Consider the following 16,935-nt stretch of genomic DNA (forward strand, 5'->3'; position numbering starts at 1 on the left):
ATCAGAGTTCGTCGTAGATGGCGGCCAGCGTCCGCAGCACATCGGTCGCGCTGTTCAACGCGGCCGCGTCGTGGTCGGCGAGCGCGGTGTCCAGTGCCTGGGTGAGGAGCGCCTGGCGTTCGTTGTGGCGGTGCCGGCCTGCGGCGGTGAGGGTGACGAGGACTGATCTCTTGTCGCCCGGGGTGCGTTCGCGCGTGACGTAGTCGGCTGCGACGAGGCCGTTGACCAGTTGGGTGGTCGCGGCTCCGGTGGTCTCGGTGGCCGCGGCCAGTTGGCTGATCGACTGCGGGCCGGCCTCGGCGAGGGCCCGGAGGGCTCGCGCGTGGGTGAGCGAGAGGGCCCCGGGGGTGCGAGTGGCGCGGCCGCGCAGGCGGGAGTCGGCGGCGCTGAGGCTGTAGGCGGCGCGGGCAAGGTGATCGAGTGCTTGATCGCGGGCGGCGGCGGGTTGCGGCTTGGGCATGGGGTGGACCTCAGGGGTGCGGATCGAGGGCGAGTTGACACCGAGCTTAGCCTAAGTACTTAATGATTAAGTACTTAGGCACTTTCGCCGGGTACCGATCCCGAGAGGACATCCGTCATGACCATTCGCTCGACCGGACAGACCTGGGCCCTGGACATCGCTCTCGCCCAGGGCGGTTTCGACGCGCTGCACCCGCAGGCGAAGGGGACGCTGGAGCAGCTCGGCCACGACCACACCGACTTCGACAAGGTCTTCGACCTGGTGCGGAGCGGGGCCATGCTGCCCAAGGCGTGGGCCACCGTGGCCGGGCAGACCGAGGCGCGCGCCGCCCACCATGAGCGGGGTGGTTTCGCTCAGACCGCGGCCGACCTGTACGTGCGCGCTGCCGTGATGTGGGGGCGGGCCCAGTATTCGATCTTCGATGCCGCCGACCCGCGCAAGCTGGCCTTCCGCGAGCACGCGAACCACTGTGTGGACCGCCTGGGCGCGCTGCGCGACGGCCGGGTGCGGCGGGTGGTGCTGGACTTCGAGGGCGGCCAGATCTTCGGCCTGCTCCACCTGCCGGCCGGGGAGGTCCAAGGCGCGCCGGCAGTGATCCTCGGGCCGGGGATGGACATGATCAAGGAGGACTACATCTACGCCGCCGAGCGGTACTACACCTCGAGGGGGATCGTCGCGCTGTCCATCGAAGGTCCGGGGCAGGGCGAGACCCGGGCCGGCGGGCTCACCGTGGATCTGGCCAACTACGAGCGGGCGATCAGCCGCTACATCGACCACCTGGCCGCGCTGCCGCAGGTCGACCCGGACCGGATCGGCATGTTCGGGATCTCGATGAGCGGCTATTGGGGCTCGCGCGCCGCCGCCACCGACCGCCGGCTCGCCGCGCTGGCCGCCTTCGAAGCGGTGACCGGCGACTTCGCCACGATCTTCGAGCGCGCCCAGCCCACCTTCAAGAACAACTACATGTACATGGCGGGCTACTCCAACGAGGAGGCCTTCGACCGCGAACTGGTCTCCCGCATGCCTCTCGGCGAGCTCGTCCGGGAGATCGCATGCCCGGTCCTGTACGGGATCGGCGAGTTCGACGAACTGACCCAGCTGGAGCAGGCCCTCGCCTCTTACGAGCGGATCCGCGCGCCCAAGGAGATGCGGGTCTACGAGGGCGAATTCCACCCGCTGGGAGGCGTCGCCGCCGAAGTCTTCCGCTTCGGTGCGGAGTGGATCGCCCGCGCCCTGGACGGCGAGTTCCGCGAGCCCGGCCGCGACGTGCGGCACTACGTCCACGCCGACGGCCGCACCACTGACGGCACGGCCAATCCCACGTGGTGGCTCGGAGCCGTCCCGGCCCAGATAGCCGAAGCCCGCCAGGCCTGAGGGCGAACGTCCACCAAAGAGTTCGGCCGGGCTCCGTAACGGAACCCGGCCGAACTCATGGTTGTTCTAAGCCACCTACCCGACCTTCTTCCAAGGGCCGCCAGCAGCCCCCGGAACCTGGTCCCGCGTGCACCACTGCGCACGGTAGACCGTGCCCTGATACGTCACCTGGTCACCGCTGTTGTAGATCGTGGTCGGCGTCCAGGGTGCGATTCCGTTCGGCCCGGGCGGAGCCTGCTCCTGCCAGGGGCCGGTGGGGTCGCCGGGCTGCTGGTTGCGGGTGTACCAGCCCGCCTTGAAGGTCTTGCCCTGGTACACCGCCAGGTCGCCGGTGGTGAAGATGCGCGAGGGCGTCCAGACCGCCGTGCCGGCCTCGGTCAGGATGATCTCCTGCCAGGCACCGGTGGGGCTGCCGGGGGTCTCGTTCTTCGTGTAGTAGGAGGCCGTGTACTCGTTGCCCTGGTAGGAGACCTTCGCTCCGGTGTTGTAGACCGCTGACGGACTCCATGCCTGCGGCAGGGTGACCGTCACGGTCAGGGTCTGGTACTCCGGGGTGAGCAGGTTGCTGCCCGAGTAGCCCGCCGACAGGACGTGGGTCCCGGCCGCCAGGCCGGGCGGCAGGGTGAAGGTGGCCGTGCCGTCGGTCGCCAGGGTGGCGGTGCCGCGCGGGGTGGTTCCCTCGGTGAGGGTGATCGTGCCGGTGGCGGGCAGGCCCGGGGAGCTGACCGTCACCTTCACCACCGCGGCCGTGCCGTACTGCGGGGAGGTGGCGGTGGTGGTGATCGTCGGCGGGATCGGGGTGATGGCCGGGATCACCAGGTGGCCGGTCGCCTCGACGTTGCCGGCCACGTCGGTCGACCGGTAGGAGACGGTCTGGTCGGCGAAGGTCGGCGTCACCGTGAAGGGCTGCGTGTACGCCGTCCAGGCGCCGCTCCCGATCTGGTACTGCGTCCCGGCCACGCCCGAGATGGCGTCGGCGGCCGTGAGGGTCACCGTCACCGGCGCGATGATGGTCGCGCCGGGGGCGAAGGACGCGGTCGTGGCCGGCGCGGCGCGGTCGACCCGCACCGGCACCGAGACCGGGGCCGACGTCACGCCCGCGCCGTCCGTCGCACGGAACTGATACGTCCAGTCGCCGTCCGGCACCGCCACCGGCGCGGTGTACGGCGTCCAGCTCCCGTCGCCGCTCTGGTACTCGATGCTCGGCGCGGCGCCGGCGGTGTCGCCGGTCGCGGCGGCCGCGATCGTCGGACCCGAGACGTACCAACCGTTCTGGCCGTCCGCCGCACCGGGGGTGACCGCCGTGGTCACGACCGGCGGCGCGTCGGGCGACGTGATGACCACCGTCGCCGAAGCCGTCGCCGTGAAGCCGTAGTCGTCGGTGCCGGTCACGGTCACCGGGTAGCTGCCGACCACACCCGCGTTGACGTGCGACAGATCGGCGTTGATCGTGCCGTGCACATTGAGCGCGCCGACCAGACCGTCGAGCACCGCCGCCTGGGTCAGGCCGGGACCGGCGACCGAGACAGAGTTCTGAGCCACTGTGATGGTCACGACCGGCACCACCTGGACGGTCACCGCCACCGAATCGGAGACGTAGCCGCCCTGGGACGCGGTCACCAGCACGGTGTAGTACCCGACCGCGCCGAAGTCGACGTGGCTCGAGTCCACGGCGATGCTCGCGCCGGAGGTGTCCGACGTGGCACCGATCGCGCCGGCCAAGTCATCGGTGCTGGGGCCGTGACCGGCCTGGTAGGCCAACGAGTTCTTGGCGACGCTGACCACCGGCGCCGGCGTCGCGGGCAGTGGGCTGCCCAGGGTCAAGGCGGTCACGACCGCGGTGTGGTCGCTGGTCCACGCGTTCGCGTTGACGTTCGTCGCCGACGGCCAACCGGCCACCAGGGTGTTGGAGCCGAGCACATGCACGTCAGCACCGGCGTAGTCGACGTAGTCGATCCGGTCGTGCGGCTCGGTGGCACCGGTGGCCGGGTTGGTCGACACGATCGGCGACCAGGTGTTCCCGGGGACGGCCGCCGGGTCGGGGTTGGCCGCGCGGAACGAGTCCGTCAGGCCCGCTCCCCTCAGCGCGTCCGGCACCGGCCAGGTGACAGCGCCGATCCCGCAATGCGAGGCGGCAGTAGCAGCGGTCCAGTCAGCGGACGACGGGGAAGCGAGATCGCCGAGGAACAACACCGGAGTGGCACCGGCCGCGGCGACATCGGGAGCGATCGCACCGGCGATCGCCTTGGCCTGCGCGTAGCGCGTGCTCGCCTGCTCCGCGGCCACGATCGCCGAAGCGGTCGTTCCGGCTGTGGCGCAAGCCTGTTCCGGGCCATAGGCACTCTCATCGAGCGCCGCGTCCCACACCCGGACGTTCCGGCCGCCGACGTTGACCGTCACACCGATCGCGGGACTGGCGGTGGTCGCGGCAACGACACCCGACATGGAGATCGGATACGCCGACACGATCCCGAGACCGCCGGCTCCCTCGTAGTCGTACCAGCCGAGCGCCTGCGCCAGCTGGTGCGCGACAGTCCCGCCGTCCTCCTGGACCCCGATGACGTCCAGGCCGTTGGAGGCGATGACCGTCAGATCCTTCAGCTGCGCGTCGTCCACATGCGTGCCGGCGTCCCACAGGTTCCAGGTCGCGGTGGCCAGCTGCGGGGCGTCGCCGGCGGCGAGGACCGGGACCTCGACGGTGATCGAGGACGTCACGGTCCCGTCGGTGGCCTGCACCGTGATCGTGCCGGGGTGCTGAGGCGCGGTGCCCGGCGCCGTGCCGCTCACCACGCCGTGCGCGTCGACGCTGAGCCAGGAGTCGCCGCCGGTCTTCGTGTACGAGGTGACGGCGTTGCCGTTCCACAGCGCGGCCAGCGGCTGCGAGACCGGCGCGTTCACCCGGACCTGCGGCGCGTGGAAGGTGTCGGTGACGAAGCCCGCGGCCACGGTCGACACCGGCGGCTGGACGTCGACCGTCGACTCGTCGGGCAGCGCGGTCGCGGCGGGCTTGGTGGCGGTGTAGTCGTTGGCGATCTGGGCCGGAGTCAGCGCCTGGTTGTAGAAGTCGAAGTCGTCGACGAGCGCGTCCACGGACGCCGGGTAGGCGCCGGTGCCGTCCTGGCCGATCGTGAACGGCAGCCCGGAGTTGAAGTTCGTCGCCGAGGTGATCTGGCCCGCCGAGGAGGTGGTGAACAGCGCGCCGTCGATGTAGTAGCTCATCGTCTGCGCCGAGCGGTCGACCACCACGGTGAGGTAGTGCCAGTCGCCCTGCAGCGCGGTCGGGCTCGTCGCAGAGTACTGACGCGTGACGTTGACCGGCTGGCCCCAGCAAGTACGCGTCGTCGAGGTACCGGAGATGTGGTAGAGCGAGATCCCGGCGTCGTAGCAGGCACTGGCGTCCTGGTTGCTCACCAGCGTCGTGTCGGAGGTCTCGCCGTACTCGCCCCACCACGTGGAGAACGAGAAGCTGCCCGAGCCGTCGGTCAGGCCGGCCACCTTCGGCAGCTGCACGAAGTTGCTCCCGCTGCTGACGTGCGCGGCCAGACCCGCATAGCCCTTGCCGTACGTCGCAGTGCCCTTCCACACGCCGTCGTTGCCCTGGCCGGAGCTGTCGGTGACGGCGCCGTTCTTGTCGGTGCTGAAGTCGTAGGAGACCACCGGGGCGACGGTGTCGCCGACGGCACGCAGGCGGCCCCAGACCGCGTAGAGGGTGACCGTCCCGCCGGACGTCGAGATCAGGTTGCTGACATTCTGGCCGCCGGCATACGCGACCTTGCCGGTCGGCGAGGTCGCCCAGCCCAGGAAGCCGTAGCCGGTGCGGCTGAAGCCGTTCGCGGTGAGCGCGGCGGGCTGGTCGTAGGTGAGCTGCTGCGACCCGGTCGTCCCGGCGGTGGCACCGTTGCCGTCGAAGGCGACAGAGTACTGATTCGCCGACGAGGCGGCCTTGAGGACCACGTTCCCGGAGGGCATCGTGAAGGTCCCGTCGGCGGCGATCGTCAGCCCGGCCGGGGAGACGACCTGCCAGGCCGAGGAATAGCCGGTCGCGGGGGTCGCGGTCAGCGCGACGGCGGATCCGGGGGCGACCCAGCCGGCCGTCGCATCAGAGGTCGAACTCACCGCGACGTGGCTGTCGCCGGTCTCGGTCACCTGGAAGGACCCCGCAGGCGCCCACCGGGCGTAGAGGGTCACGGTTCCGCCGGCGGAAGCGGTGAGGTTCTTGACGCTCGCCTGGTCGGCGTAGGTCGGCGAGCCGCTCGGCGTGGTGCTCCAGCCGATGAACTGCTTGCCCGTGAACGTGAAACCGTTGGCGGTCAGCGGCGCGGCCTGGTCGTAGGTCATCTTCTGCGATGCCGTCGAGCCGCCGTCCGCGCCGTCGCCGTTGTAGGCGACGGTGTAGGTGTTCGGCGTGAACGTGGCCTGGACCGTGACCGGACTGCCCGGCGCGGTGAAGGTGCCGTCGCTGCCGACCGTCAGGGTGGACGGCGTCACCGGGACCCAGGTGTTGAACGTGTAGCCGGCGGCCGGCGTCGCGGTCAGCGTGTCGGTCACGCCGGCGGCGGGCGCCAGGACCGAAGCCGTCCCGGAACCGTGGCCGTCGCCGGTGACGGTCACCGGGAAGTGGGTCGCCGGGTTGGTCGCGGCGTAGTCGGCGGCGATCTGGTCGGCGCCGATGGCCTGGTTGTAGTAGGTGAAGTCGTCGACGAGCGCGTCGTCGGCGGCGCTGTAGGAGCCGGTGCCGTCCTGGCCGATGCGGATCGGGTTGCCGGAGTTGAAGTTCGCGGCGGTGGTCCCGGAGATCGTCGGCGTGGACGAGAACAGAGCGCCGTCCACGTAGTAGTTGTAGGTGTGCGCGGTGGCGTCCTCGACCACGGCCAGGTAGTGCCAGCCGTTCTGGATCGAGGTGGTGCGGGTGGTGCTGTAGGTCCGCGTGCCGCCGACGCCGAAGCACGAGCGCTGCTGGTAGGTGCCGCTGAGGTGGTAGAAGGCGAAGCCGGTGTTGGCGCAGGAGGCGAAGTTCTGGTTCGCGACCAGCGGGGCGTCGGCCGTCGAGGTGGTGTCGTACCACCAGGTCTCGAAGGAGAAGCTGCCCGCGCCGTCGGTCTGGCCGGCCACCTTGGGCAGCGTCAGGAAGTTCTTGCCGGCGCTGATGTGCAGCGCCGTGCCCGACACGCCGGGGGCGTAGGCCGGGGTGCCGGTCCAGGTGCCGTCGTTGCCGTGGCCCGAGCGGTCGGCGACGGTCGCACCCGAGGCGTTGTCGAAGTCGTAGGACACGATCGGCAGGACGGCGTCGCGCGAGTCGTGGGTCGGGTCGGCGGACGCGGTCGGGGTCAGGCTGAGAGCCAGTCCCGCGACCGCTAGGACGGTCGAGAGCAAAGCATGCGGCCGGACGGCCATGGAGCGCTCCAAGAAAGAGAAGTCGGCGCAGTCAGCAGGGTGTCGGCGCAGTCAGCGGGGTCAGATGGCGGGCTGTGTCAACTGGCAGGCTGGGCGATACGCCCGGCGTACCGGTGGTTCCAGCCGGTGCCGGTGTCGGCCGTCATGACCACGTCGTAGTAGCCGTCGGCGGTGGGCCAGGAGACCTTCGCGGACTGGCCCGGCGCGACCCAGTAGCTCTGGGTGCCGCCGACGTGGTCGTTGGCGGTCAGGGTGTAGTGGACCTGCTGGAGGCCGTCGTTGTGCAGCGTGATCGCCACCGTCGGGGCGGCGCCGGTGACGAGTGCGACGTCCACCCGCGGCACGCCGGTGTTGTTCTGCCCGGCGGGCAGCACCGTGCCGGCGTGGGAGCGGACGAAGCCGTCCGGACCGTAGATGGAGAACGCGTATCGGCCCTGATACGCCGAGGCGTCCCAGGTGTAGGAGCGCGGTGCGGCGGCGCTCACGGTGAACGGCGTGTTGGTGAACGCCTTGTACTTGTCGGGGAACACCTGCAGGCTCACGCCCTTGCCCGCCGGGCCGCCGGCCAGGCTCATGTTCGCGGTCACCAGACCGGTGGCGCGGTCCTCGGAGAACGTGCTGTGCGCGTGGAAGGACAGCGGACGCGGACGCAGCGGCGGGTAGTCGTTCCACTGGTCGTCGGCGGGCACCTGGGTCGCGATCGTGCCGCCGGCCCGGGCGATCGCGACCAGCGCCGCGGTGTCCGGCAGCGACGGCGTGCCCAGGACCGGGTGCGCGAAGTCGATCGCGCTCGTCAGGTCGCCGCTGATGGCGCGGCGCCAGCCCGTGATGGTCGTGCTCTGCGCCGGGGTGCCCAGCGAGGCCGTCCAGACTTCGAGGAAGCGGATGACCGAGGTGTGGTCGAAGACCTCCGAGTTGACCCAGCCGCCCCGGGTCCACGGCGAGACCAGCATCATCGGGACGCGCGCGCCGTAGCCGAGCGGGGTGCTGCCGGAGTACTCGTCCGTGGTGCCCGGCTCCGCGAACGGCGGCAGCACGTGGTCGAAGTAGCCGTCGTTCTCGTCGAAGTTGAGGATCAGCAGCGTGTGGTTCCAGATGTCGGGGTTGCTCTGCAGAGCCTGGATCACGCGGTCGGTGTAGCGGGCGCCGTGCTCGGGATTCGCCGAGGGGTGCTCGGACCACTCGTACGGCGCGACGATCCAGGAGACCTGCGGCAGCGGGTACTGGGCACCGGGAGCGCAGGCGGCGATGAAGTCCTTCAGGACGCCGTTGAGGTTGGTGTCGCTGTCGTCGTTCGGCAGGCCGTCGGGCGCGTACGGGAAGGAGTTGGCGCGCCAGACCAGGCCGGTGCCGGGCGCGGTCTTCACCGGGTCGGCGAGGTTCGCCGCGCTCGGGGTGAAGGTGGCGAAGCCGCGGATCGGGCTGTCCTCGTAGTCGCCGCGCCAGCCGTCGCCGTTGTTGTTGTCGCTGTAGACGCGCCAGGAGACGCCGGCGTTCTGGAGCGCCTCGGGGTAGGTCTGCCAGCCCCGGTTGCCCGAGGTCTCGCCGCCGTTGGCGGTGACGCCGTCCGAGGTGCCGGTCCACAGGTAGAGGCGGTTCGGCGTCGTCGGGCCCATGATCGAGCAGTGGTAGTTGTCGCAGAGCGTGTAGTTGCTGGCCACCGACCACTGCCACGGGATCTCGTCGCCGGTGAGGTGGTTCATGGTCGCGCTGCCCTTGGCGGGCACCCAGTTGTTGTAGCGGCCGCCGTTCCACGCCGAGGTGCCCGAACCGTAGCCGTGGTCCAGGCCGGTCGTCGTCTGGGCGACGGTGGTGACGTGGGTCGGCTTGACCACGCCGGAGCCGCTGGGCTGGGAGAAGACGTCGGTGCCGTTCTGGAAGCGCAGGGCCTGCTTGTCGTTGAAGCCGCGCACACCGGGCATCGCGCCGTAGTAGTGGTCGAACGCACGGTTCTCCTGCATCAGGATCACGACGTGCTTGAGGTCGGCCATGCTGCCGGCGAAGCCCTCGGGCAGGACGTAGGCCGCCCCGGACGTGCCCGCGGAGCCGGCGGCGGGGCTGGTCGTGCCTGTGGCGTCGGTCGCGGCCCAGGCCGCGGCCCCGCCGCCGGCGACGGTCACGCCGCCGAACAGCCCCATCGCCTTGAGCATGCCGCGCCGGGACAGGCCCGATCGCAGGATCGATTCCGGGACCTGGACGCCCTGCATTGCCTGGACGCCCTGGGCTGCCTGGACGCCCTGGGCTCCCTGTATCCCTTGGACTCCCGGCTGGACGCGCTCGGACCGGGACGGCTCGTGGTCGGTGGTCATCGGACACTCCTGGTGCGGGGTGAGCTGGCACGGGCTTACAGCCGCCGATGAAAAGCGCCCCAGGTGAATGGGCTGTGAACTGGGCCCGTCGCATCATGGATCCGACGCCGCGCCGCCCGGATCCGATCGCCGACTGCGCGCACTGGGCCGCGCCGGCTACCAGGCGGGCCGCGCCGGCTACCAGCCGTGGTCAGTCGCGCGGCGAGGGCAACGTCCGCGTGGCATCTCCGGCCCGGACGTCGAAGGCCACCGCGTCGGCCGCGTAACGGTCCACAGCGACCTCGACCACCTGCCCGACGCGAGTCACGCTCGTCCTGCTGACCTGCAGCAGCGGACTCGACCGCCGAACGGCCAGCAGCTGCGCATCGGAGCTGGAGGCGGCGATCGCCTCGATCCGGTGCGCGCCAAGCAGGACCGGGATCCCGGCCGCGTCGAAGGCGTCGAAGATGGAGGGCACATCATCGGGCAGCCCGCCGACCACCGGCACCACCCACGGCGCCCAGGTGGACCGCTCGACCATGGCCGGCCGGCCATCGAGCGTCCGCACCCGGACGAAGCGCAGGACCTCCTCGCCGAGCCCGATCCCGAGCAACCGCGCCTCCCGCGCGGTCGCACCAGAAGTCTCCCGACCCACGATCAGACTGCCGAACTCGCGCCCCTGCTCAGTCGCCCACCGCGAAAACGAACGCAGCTCCCCCACCGTCTGCACCTGGTGCCCGGCCTGCACGACCCACCCGGAATTCGGCCGCGACACCAGCACACCGCGCCGCGCGAGCGCCGCCAGCGCGGTACGCACGCGGGCCCGCGTGGTGGCGTACGCGTCGGCGAGCGCCTGTTCGCTGGGCAGCCGCCGACCGGCGGGGTACTCGCCGTCGGCGATGCGGCGCTGTAGATCCGCCGTGATGTCGGCGGGTTCCTTACCTGACTCTTTGCCTGGGCTCCCCGAAGCCGGACCGGTTGGCGTCACGGCGGCACGTCCTGATCGATGGTCGGTTGGCGTTCGTAGGGGGAGATTATCTGACGACCGCGGGAGCAGCATCGGAGCTGTGCGCTCGGGAATGGGATGGCGGCTGGCAGACGTTGAGCCGCACTTTGGGCACTTCCCTCAGCTCTGCTGACCCGTGGACCCCGCCTCAAGCGTCGACCGCAGCGCGGCCATCGTCGCGCCCACCTTCGCCAGGTCAGCCTTCGGAACCGAAGCCGTCAGCGCGGCGAGTTCGTCCTCGACGATCGGTCGGCACGCGGACAGTGTCTTCTCGCCCTCGGGGGTGAGGCGTAGTACCGAGGAGCGGCGGTCCTGGGGGTGCGGGATGCGGACGACCCAGCCGGCGGCTACCAGGCGGTCCACGGCCTTGCTGACGGCGCCGACGGTGATCGCGACGTCGGCGACGATGTCGAGGACGCGGCAGCCCGGGATGCGGTCGATGAGCTCCAGGAACTCGAACTGGCCGAGGGTGACGTCCCGTTCGTCGCGCAGGCGGGCGCTCAGTGCGTTGTAGAGGCGGGTCTCTACGCGGACGAGGTCGGTGAAGATCGGCGTGACGGGGCTCACAGGTCCTCCGATAGATTCCATGGAATCATCTTCCCTGGAATGTGGTTAGCTGGAGACAGATGGATTCCAAGGAATCCATCCTCGCATCCGACCACAGTTCTGGACCACGGAGGCCCGCCATGTCCCGTCAGCAGCGTGCAGCCATCGATGCCCTCCTTCGCTCCGCCCCGCGCAGCGAGACGCCGCCCACCGTCGAGGAGCAGCGCGGCGGCTTCGCGGCGGCCGTCGGCGCGCCCGCGCCGGAGGGCGTCGCCACCCGGCAGACCGTGCTCGGCGGGCGGCCGGCCCTGGAACTGACGCCGGACGGCGCCTCGGAGCGCGGCCACCTGCTCTACCTGCACGGCGGCGGCTACGTCATCGGCTCGCCGGACACCCACGCCGGACTCGTCGGCGAGCTGGCGCGGCGGGCCGGGCTGCGGACGACGTCGGTCGACTACCGGCTGGCGCCCGAGCACCCGTTCCCCGCGGCCGTCGAGGACGGGCTCGCCGCCTACCGCGAGCTGGTGGAGGCGGGCACCGACCCGCAGGACATCGTGATCGGCGGGGACTCGGCCGGCGGCGGTCTGACGCTCGCCACCCTGCTCGCCGCCCGCGATGCCGGACTGCCGCAGCCGGCCGCCGCGGTCGTCTTCTCGCCCTGGACCGATCTCACGCTGGGCGGCGCCAGCATCCGCACCAAGCACGGCATCGACCCGATCTTCATCGAGGACGACCTCCGGGCTTACGCAGACCTCTACATCGGCGCGGGCGACCGTACGCAGCCCTTGGTCAGCCCGCTGTTCGCGGACCTGACCGGGCTGCCGCCGCTGCTGATCCAGGTCGGTGCGAACGAGCTCCTGCTCGACGACGCGGTCGGGCTGGCGGGGCGTGCGGGTGCCGACGACGTCGAGGTCACGCTGGAGATCGGGCGCGAGCTGCCGCACGTCTTCCAGCACCACTTCGGGCGGCTCGATGAGGCGGACGAGGCGCTCGAGCGGGCCGCGCGTTTCTTGAACGCACAGATCCAAGCCGCACAGTTCCAGGCCGCGCACGCCGAGGCCGAGCACCTCACTCCGGCGGCCGTCTAGCTTTCTGGACGAGTGTCCAGCTATCCTGGACACTCGTCTAGAAAGGTGGACCCCGTGCAGACGACAGCGAACGTCCTCATCGGCCTGGTGGCAGCCCTCCACGTCTACTTCCTGATCCTGGAGATGTTCCTGTGGCAGAAGAAGCCGGGCCGCGACCTCTCCGGCTTCGACGCCGAAATGGCCCGCGCCACCGCGCCCCTGGCGGCGAACCAGGGGCTCTACAACGGATTCCTCGCGGCGGGGCTGGTGTGGGGCCTGGTCGCCGACGACCCCACCGCGTTCGCCGCGAAGGTGTTCTTCTCCATCTGCGTCGTGATCGCCGGCCTCTACGGCGCCGCGACCGCGAACCGCCGCATCCTGGTGGCGCAGGCCCTGCCCGGGGCGCTGGCGCTGGCGGCGGTACTGTTGGCGCGATGAGCGGTGTCCAAGACCCCCGCGCCGCGCGCACCCGGAGCCGCCTGCGTACGGCGCTGCTCGAGGCGTGTGCCGAGCAGCCGCTGAGCGAGGTCAGCGTCGCCGAGGTGGCGCAGCGCGCGGGAGTCGGACGCGCCACGTTCTACCTGCACTACCCAGGCCTCGAGGACCTCGCCGTCGACGCCTGCGCCGACGTGGTGCGCGAAGCGGTCGAGGCGCTGCACGCCTGGCGCGGCGTCCCGGATCCGGCCGTACCGCCGGCGCCGCTGGAGACCTTCTTCGCCGGACTGGAGCAGCACCGGGCGGTCTACACGGCGCTGCTGACCCCGGGCGGAGGCGGCCCGCTGGGGCTGGTGCTGCACCGCGATCTCAGGGAGCGAAGTCGCAAGGAGCGAGAGCTGGCCGGCGCGCCCGACGCGGAGCTGGTCGCGGCAGCGGTGGCGGGCACGTTCACGGGCGTGCTGGCCGACTGGCTGCACGGATTGGTGCCCGGCACGGCGACCGAGGTCGCGGGGCAGGTGTGGCGGTTGCTGATCGCGCTGCACAGCGCGCGACTGCGCTGACGTTCGTCGCTAAAAGAGCGTCGGATAACGGCTATCGCACACGGACGACCGGACTTCTTCCACGCACCGCACACCCAAGGCGCCGCCCGCACAACCCTCGTGCGGACGGCGCCCTGCCATTCCAACTAGCCGATCACCGGCCTACCCGCCGCCGCAGCACTGGCAGCCGGGAAGGCCGTGTACCTCAGTGCTTTCCGGCCCGCCGGTGGCGGCTGCCCCAGGCGATCGCGCCGCCGGCGGTGAGCAGCAGCATGCTGATCAGCGCCAGCTCCGGTACCGAGTTCGCCAGACCGGTGTGCGCCAGGCCGCCGGAGCTCGACGAGGTTGTCGGGGCCGGGGTGGTCGGGGTGGTCGGGGTGGTCGGGGTGGTCGGCGGGGTCGACGGCGGCTTGCTCGACGAGGAGGTCGTCGGGGGTGTCGTCGTCGGCGGGCTGGAGGTCGGCGGCGGGGTCGGGGCCGGGATGTAGACGCCCGCGTCGATCGTGTGGTCCACGCCGCCGGGTTTGGCCGGGGCGGTGACGGGGGCGGTGCCGTCGCAGAGCTCGCCGGTGGTCGGGGGGACCACGTTGGAGTCGTGGACGCGGTCGGTGCCGGCCAGGGGGAGGGTGAAGCGGAGTGCGGTCGCCGGTGGTTGGCCGGGGACGTTGTCCGTCTTGGCCGTGCAGACGTCGAACTGCACCGTGTACTTCGCGCCCGGGGTGAGCTGGTACTTCGCGCCGACGCCGCCGAAGTAGTACTCGCCGGCTGCGTCGGTCGTGGTGGTCGCCACCTGCTTGCCGGCGGCGTCGAGCAGGTTCACCGTGGCGCCGGCGAGGGGGACCTCGTTGGTGCTGTGGGCGTCCTGGACGCCGTTGTGGTCGCCGTCGAACCAGACGTAGTTGCCGATCTGGATCGGGGCGTTCGCCGCCGTGTAGGCGATGTCGCCGAGACCGCCGGCTTTGCCGAAGGCGTTGTCGTTCGGGCCGACGAACTGGTAGCCGTTCGCCGGGTCGTCCTGGCCGGGGCCGATGCCGGTGGTCACGTCGTAGTAGCCGAAACCGTCCGAGCTGACCTGCTTGGCCGGGTCGAGCTCGGTACTGACCACCCACTGCTGCTGCGGGACATAGGCCACCGAGCCCTGGGAGGCGTCCTCGTGCGCTCCCTGTCCCGTGTGGCCCGGGTCGAAGAAGTCGCCGGGGAAATACTGGACGACGCCTGCGGGCTTGTGCCCGTCGTTGGCGTAGGTGGCGTGGTTGGGACAGTCGCCGGTGCCCTCCCAGTCGTAAGCGCCGTTCGGCGCGGAGCAGGCCATGTCGATGGCGCCGCCGGACATGCCCTGCTCCGGAGTGTTGTTCCCCGGCCGCGGGTCGAGACCGCCGGCGCCGATGACGTCCATGAACCGGTCGCGGAATCCGACGATCATCGAACCGTCGCGGGTGAAGGCCAGGCTGGCCAGCTCCGGCTGCGGATCGATGTACACGTTGTCGTAGCCCATGCGCTGGCCCCACGTCGCCAGGTCGGTGTCCCACGGGTTCCAGTGGTCGGACAACGCGGTGTGGACCCCGTTGATGACCTCACCGCGCTGGTAGTCGAGCCCCTGGGTCAGCACCTTGGTGAAGGTGGAACCGTCGTACGCGTACACGACCGCCTTGAGGTCGCTGCGCTGCTGGGTGCTCTCCGCGTCGCAGACGCCGCCGACGTACAGCTTGGCGTCGTGCGCGGCGACCGCGAACGGACGCCAGTCCGTCGGCACGGCGCATCCCGGATCCGGGATCGGCACCGTCGCCGACGGCAGTGAAGCCGTCGCACCGGTCGCGTCGAAGCTCACCAACGTGCGCGTCAGCAGGTTCACGGCGTACAGCGTCTTGCCGTCCTCGGACAGCGCGATGCCGCCGACGCTCTCCTCCCCCGGCGCGTTCGTGAACAGCGGATCCTTGCGCATGTCCTCGCCGCCGTGCCCGGTGATCGCGGCACCCGGCACCGTGGCGAACAGCTTCGGCGCGGACGAGCCGTCAGTCGGCGTGGTGTAGATCGCGCCGCCGCCGTCAGGGCCGTAGACGGTGTAGCGCTTTGCAAAAGCGCTTTGGAAAATGCGGTCCTGGTACCTGTCGTATGCCAGGCCCCACGTCGTGCCGACCTCCGACTGCGTGTTGAGCACCGTCGGGCAGTTCGTCGGCGGCGTGCAGGTGTCGCGGGCGGCGGGATCGACCGCCACCAGTGCCCGACCGTTGGGGTCGGCGGGGGTGCCGCTGGTGCTGACAGCAGGGGTCTGCACCGGGGCGTAGTACTTGTGATCCGGCGTCGTGTAGTCCGCCGGGTTCCACACGCCCGTGATCACCGAGGCCGCCTTGCCCCCGGCGAGGTTCACGTACGTCGTGAAACTGTCGAAGTGGTCGGCCTGCGTCGATGCCGGCGCGGCCTGTAAATAGGCGTACTGCGCCGGGATGGTGACATCGACGCGGTACTGACTCCCGGTGAGGACCGTCGACGACTTCATGACGAACTTCCCGGTCGCGTCGGTCACCCCCTGGACCTCGTGGCCCGCCGCGTCCGTGACGCCGACGTCCATGCCTTGCTGGGGGGTGTCCATGGTGGCGTTGATGATGCCCGTGCCGAAGAAGTCCCGCAGCACTTGGACGGTCAGGGTGCCGTCGGCGCTAGCCGCGGAAGCCGCAGGAGCCCCGCTCGCAATCGCTCCGGTCGCGCCACCCGCCGTCAACAGAGTCGCCAGTCCCACCCGGCCCAGCCGCCCGACTTTTCTGCCGGGTGGCCGCACCCGTTTTCTACCGGCTTCGCTCATGCCCGATTTCCTTTTTCTCCAGACCAGACAGGCCGGTCCGTGGCTTCCCCCGCCGTGGCCGAGGTGCTGCGCGCCGGGGGCGAGGGTGCGGCTGAACCGCCGCAGTGAATCAGAGCATTGTATCGCTCGGGCCCTGAAAAGACCTTACGAACAGGTGTTTCAGACGAACCGGACACCCCCGATCCGCCGGCTCCCCGTAAGGTACGAGCCATGCCGAAAGCACGCTGGTACATCGCAGGGTCCTGTGTCGTCGCGCTCGCGGCGGCCGGTGTCACGGCGGCCGCCGTGAGCGGATCCGGGAGCAGCAGCCGGACCAGGGCCCTGACCTCCGACGAGGCGAACCGGCTGGCCATCACCCGGTTCCGCAACTACGAGGCCGGCGGCCGAGCGGTGACCATCACCGTGCCCGGCACCGCGGGCGATCTGGTCCTCACCGGGTCGATCGACTACCGCGCCAAGCTCGGCTACGGCGTGGTGCACGGCACGGGCCGGGACACCTCCAGCGACGGACTCATCGAGTGGACCGCTACATCAGTGCTCGTCGATCCGATGCCGAGCACACCGGCGGCCGCGCCGGCGACGCCGCCGACCACCGGCTGGTTCAGCCGGCCGCTGCAACAGACCGGCAGTTCGCTCGACAGCGCCCTGGCCATCACGCTCAACCTGGGCAGCGACCGGCCGGACAACGCGCAGCTGCTGCCGCAGAACGGCGCCATGTGGGTCGGGCACGATCAGGTGGCCGGCCGCCAGACCGACATCATGACCGGCCCGGCGGCGCGGGGTACGGCAGAAACAACAGGGACGGCGGCGACGACGGCCGGGACGGTCCGCTACTGGATCGGCGCGGACGGGACCATGTACCGCGTGCAGGCCGCGCTGGCCTCGGAGAGTCAGCCTGCTGTCATCGACTTCGACACCCAGAAGTACAGCGCGGTGCCGCCGACTCCCGCGGCCGCTCAGGGCTGACCGGCTGCCCGACAGACCAACCGCCCGGCTGCCCGACTGACCGGCCAGCCGTCGCCA

Annotated in this window: 11 protein-coding genes; 5 read left to right on the plus strand and 6 right to left on the minus strand. The window is 70.8% G+C overall.

Annotated features, from left to right (window positions below; genetic code table 11):
* Position 1: 1 nt before the first annotated feature.
* Positions 2-460: a MarR family transcriptional regulator gene (locus ABIA35_RS13565; RefSeq protein ID WP_370336861.1), complete on the minus strand. Its 459-nt coding sequence runs from the start codon at positions 458-460 to the stop codon at positions 2-4.
* A gap of 117 nt (positions 461-577) precedes the next feature.
* On the opposite strand from ABIA35_RS13565, the gene ABIA35_RS13570 reads away from it, so the two are divergent.
* Complete coding sequence (locus tag ABIA35_RS13570; RefSeq protein ID WP_370358090.1) at positions 578-1,834, plus strand: alpha/beta hydrolase; 1,257 nt, start codon at positions 578-580, stop codon at positions 1,832-1,834.
* 75 nt (positions 1,835-1,909) lie between these two features.
* Here the strand turns inward: ABIA35_RS13570 and ABIA35_RS13575 are convergent, their stop codons facing one another.
* From ABIA35_RS13575 to ABIA35_RS13590, 4 genes are all read right to left on the minus strand, one after another.
* Positions 1,910-7,228, minus strand: a complete 5,319-nt coding sequence (locus tag ABIA35_RS13575; RefSeq protein ID WP_370358091.1) for a carbohydrate-binding protein — start codon at positions 7,226-7,228, stop codon at positions 1,910-1,912.
* 77 nt (positions 7,229-7,305) lie between these two features.
* Positions 7,306-9,537 (minus strand): alkaline phosphatase family protein, encoded by a 2,232-nt coding sequence (locus ABIA35_RS13580; RefSeq protein ID WP_370358092.1) that lies wholly within the window; start codon positions 9,535-9,537, stop codon positions 7,306-7,308.
* A 190-nt stretch (positions 9,538-9,727) separates the two neighbouring features.
* A complete protein-coding gene (locus tag ABIA35_RS13585) occupies positions 9,728-10,504 on the minus strand; it encodes a GntR family transcriptional regulator (protein WP_370336853.1) in 777 nt (258 codons plus the stop codon).
* A 138-nt stretch (positions 10,505-10,642) separates the two neighbouring features.
* Entirely contained in the window at positions 10,643-11,110 is a 468-nt protein-coding gene (locus ABIA35_RS13590) for a MarR family winged helix-turn-helix transcriptional regulator (RefSeq protein ID WP_370358093.1), read from the minus strand.
* Positions 11,111-11,208: 98 nt separating this feature from the next.
* Here ABIA35_RS13590 and ABIA35_RS13595 point away from each other — a divergent pair, with 98 nt between their 5' ends.
* The 3 genes from ABIA35_RS13595 to ABIA35_RS13605 are packed head-to-tail and all read left to right on the plus strand — an operon-like array spanning position 11,209 to position 13,133.
* Complete coding sequence (locus ABIA35_RS13595; protein ID WP_370358094.1) at positions 11,209-12,156, plus strand: alpha/beta hydrolase; 948 nt, start codon at positions 11,209-11,211, stop codon at positions 12,154-12,156.
* Positions 12,157-12,210: 54 nt separating this feature from the next.
* Positions 12,211-12,573, plus strand: a complete 363-nt coding sequence (locus ABIA35_RS13600; RefSeq protein WP_370336847.1) for a DUF1304 domain-containing protein — start codon at positions 12,211-12,213, stop codon at positions 12,571-12,573.
* Complete coding sequence (locus ABIA35_RS13605) at positions 12,570-13,133, plus strand: TetR/AcrR family transcriptional regulator (RefSeq protein WP_370336845.1); 564 nt, start codon at positions 12,570-12,572, stop codon at positions 13,131-13,133. Before ABIA35_RS13600 ends, ABIA35_RS13605 begins: the two co-directional genes overlap by 4 nt.
* Before the next feature lie 184 nt (positions 13,134-13,317).
* Here ABIA35_RS13605 and ABIA35_RS13610 read toward each other — a convergent pair whose 3' ends face one another.
* Positions 13,318-15,912, minus strand: a complete 2,595-nt coding sequence (locus tag ABIA35_RS13610; RefSeq protein ID WP_370358095.1) for an SdrD B-like domain-containing protein — start codon at positions 15,910-15,912, stop codon at positions 13,318-13,320.
* 210 nt (positions 15,913-16,122) lie between these two features.
* Here ABIA35_RS13610 and ABIA35_RS13615 point away from each other — a divergent pair, with 210 nt between their 5' ends.
* Positions 16,123-16,878, plus strand: coding sequence for a hypothetical protein (locus tag ABIA35_RS13615; RefSeq protein WP_370358096.1), 756 nt, complete (start codon positions 16,123-16,125; stop codon positions 16,876-16,878).
* Positions 16,879-16,935: the final 57 nt, after the last annotated feature.

Source organism: Catenulispora sp. MAP12-49 (genome assembly GCF_041262705.1).
In the GTDB taxonomy this organism is placed as follows: domain Bacteria; phylum Actinomycetota; class Actinomycetes; order Streptomycetales; family Catenulisporaceae; genus Catenulispora.

Bases quoted from the DNA above. Each gene is read 5' to 3' on its own strand.
- ABIA35_RS13570 (WP_370358090.1), top strand. From the start codon at position 578: ATGACCATTCGCTCGACCGGACAGACCTGGGCCCTGGACATCGCTCTC.
- ABIA35_RS13615 (WP_370358096.1), top strand. From the start codon at position 16,123: ATGCCGAAAGCACGCTGGTACATCGCAGGGTCCTGTGTCGTCGCGCTC.
- ABIA35_RS13580 (WP_370358092.1), bottom strand. From the start codon at position 9,537: ATGACCACCGACCACGAGCCGTCCCGGTCCGAGCGCGTCCAGCCGGGA.
- ABIA35_RS13605 (WP_370336845.1), top strand. From the start codon at position 12,570: ATGAGCGGTGTCCAAGACCCCCGCGCCGCGCGCACCCGGAGCCGCCTG.
- ABIA35_RS13610 (WP_370358095.1), bottom strand. From the start codon at position 15,912: ATGAGCGAAGCCGGTAGAAAACGGGTGCGGCCACCCGGCAGAAAAGTC.
- ABIA35_RS13565 (WP_370336861.1), bottom strand. From the start codon at position 460: ATGCCCAAGCCGCAACCCGCCGCCGCCCGCGATCAAGCACTCGATCAC.
- ABIA35_RS13590 (WP_370358093.1), bottom strand. From the start codon at position 11,110: ATGGAATCTATCGGAGGACCTGTGAGCCCCGTCACGCCGATCTTCACC.
- ABIA35_RS13575 (WP_370358091.1), bottom strand. From the start codon at position 7,228: ATGGCCGTCCGGCCGCATGCTTTGCTCTCGACCGTCCTAGCGGTCGCG.
- ABIA35_RS13595 (WP_370358094.1), top strand. From the start codon at position 11,209: ATGTCCCGTCAGCAGCGTGCAGCCATCGATGCCCTCCTTCGCTCCGCC.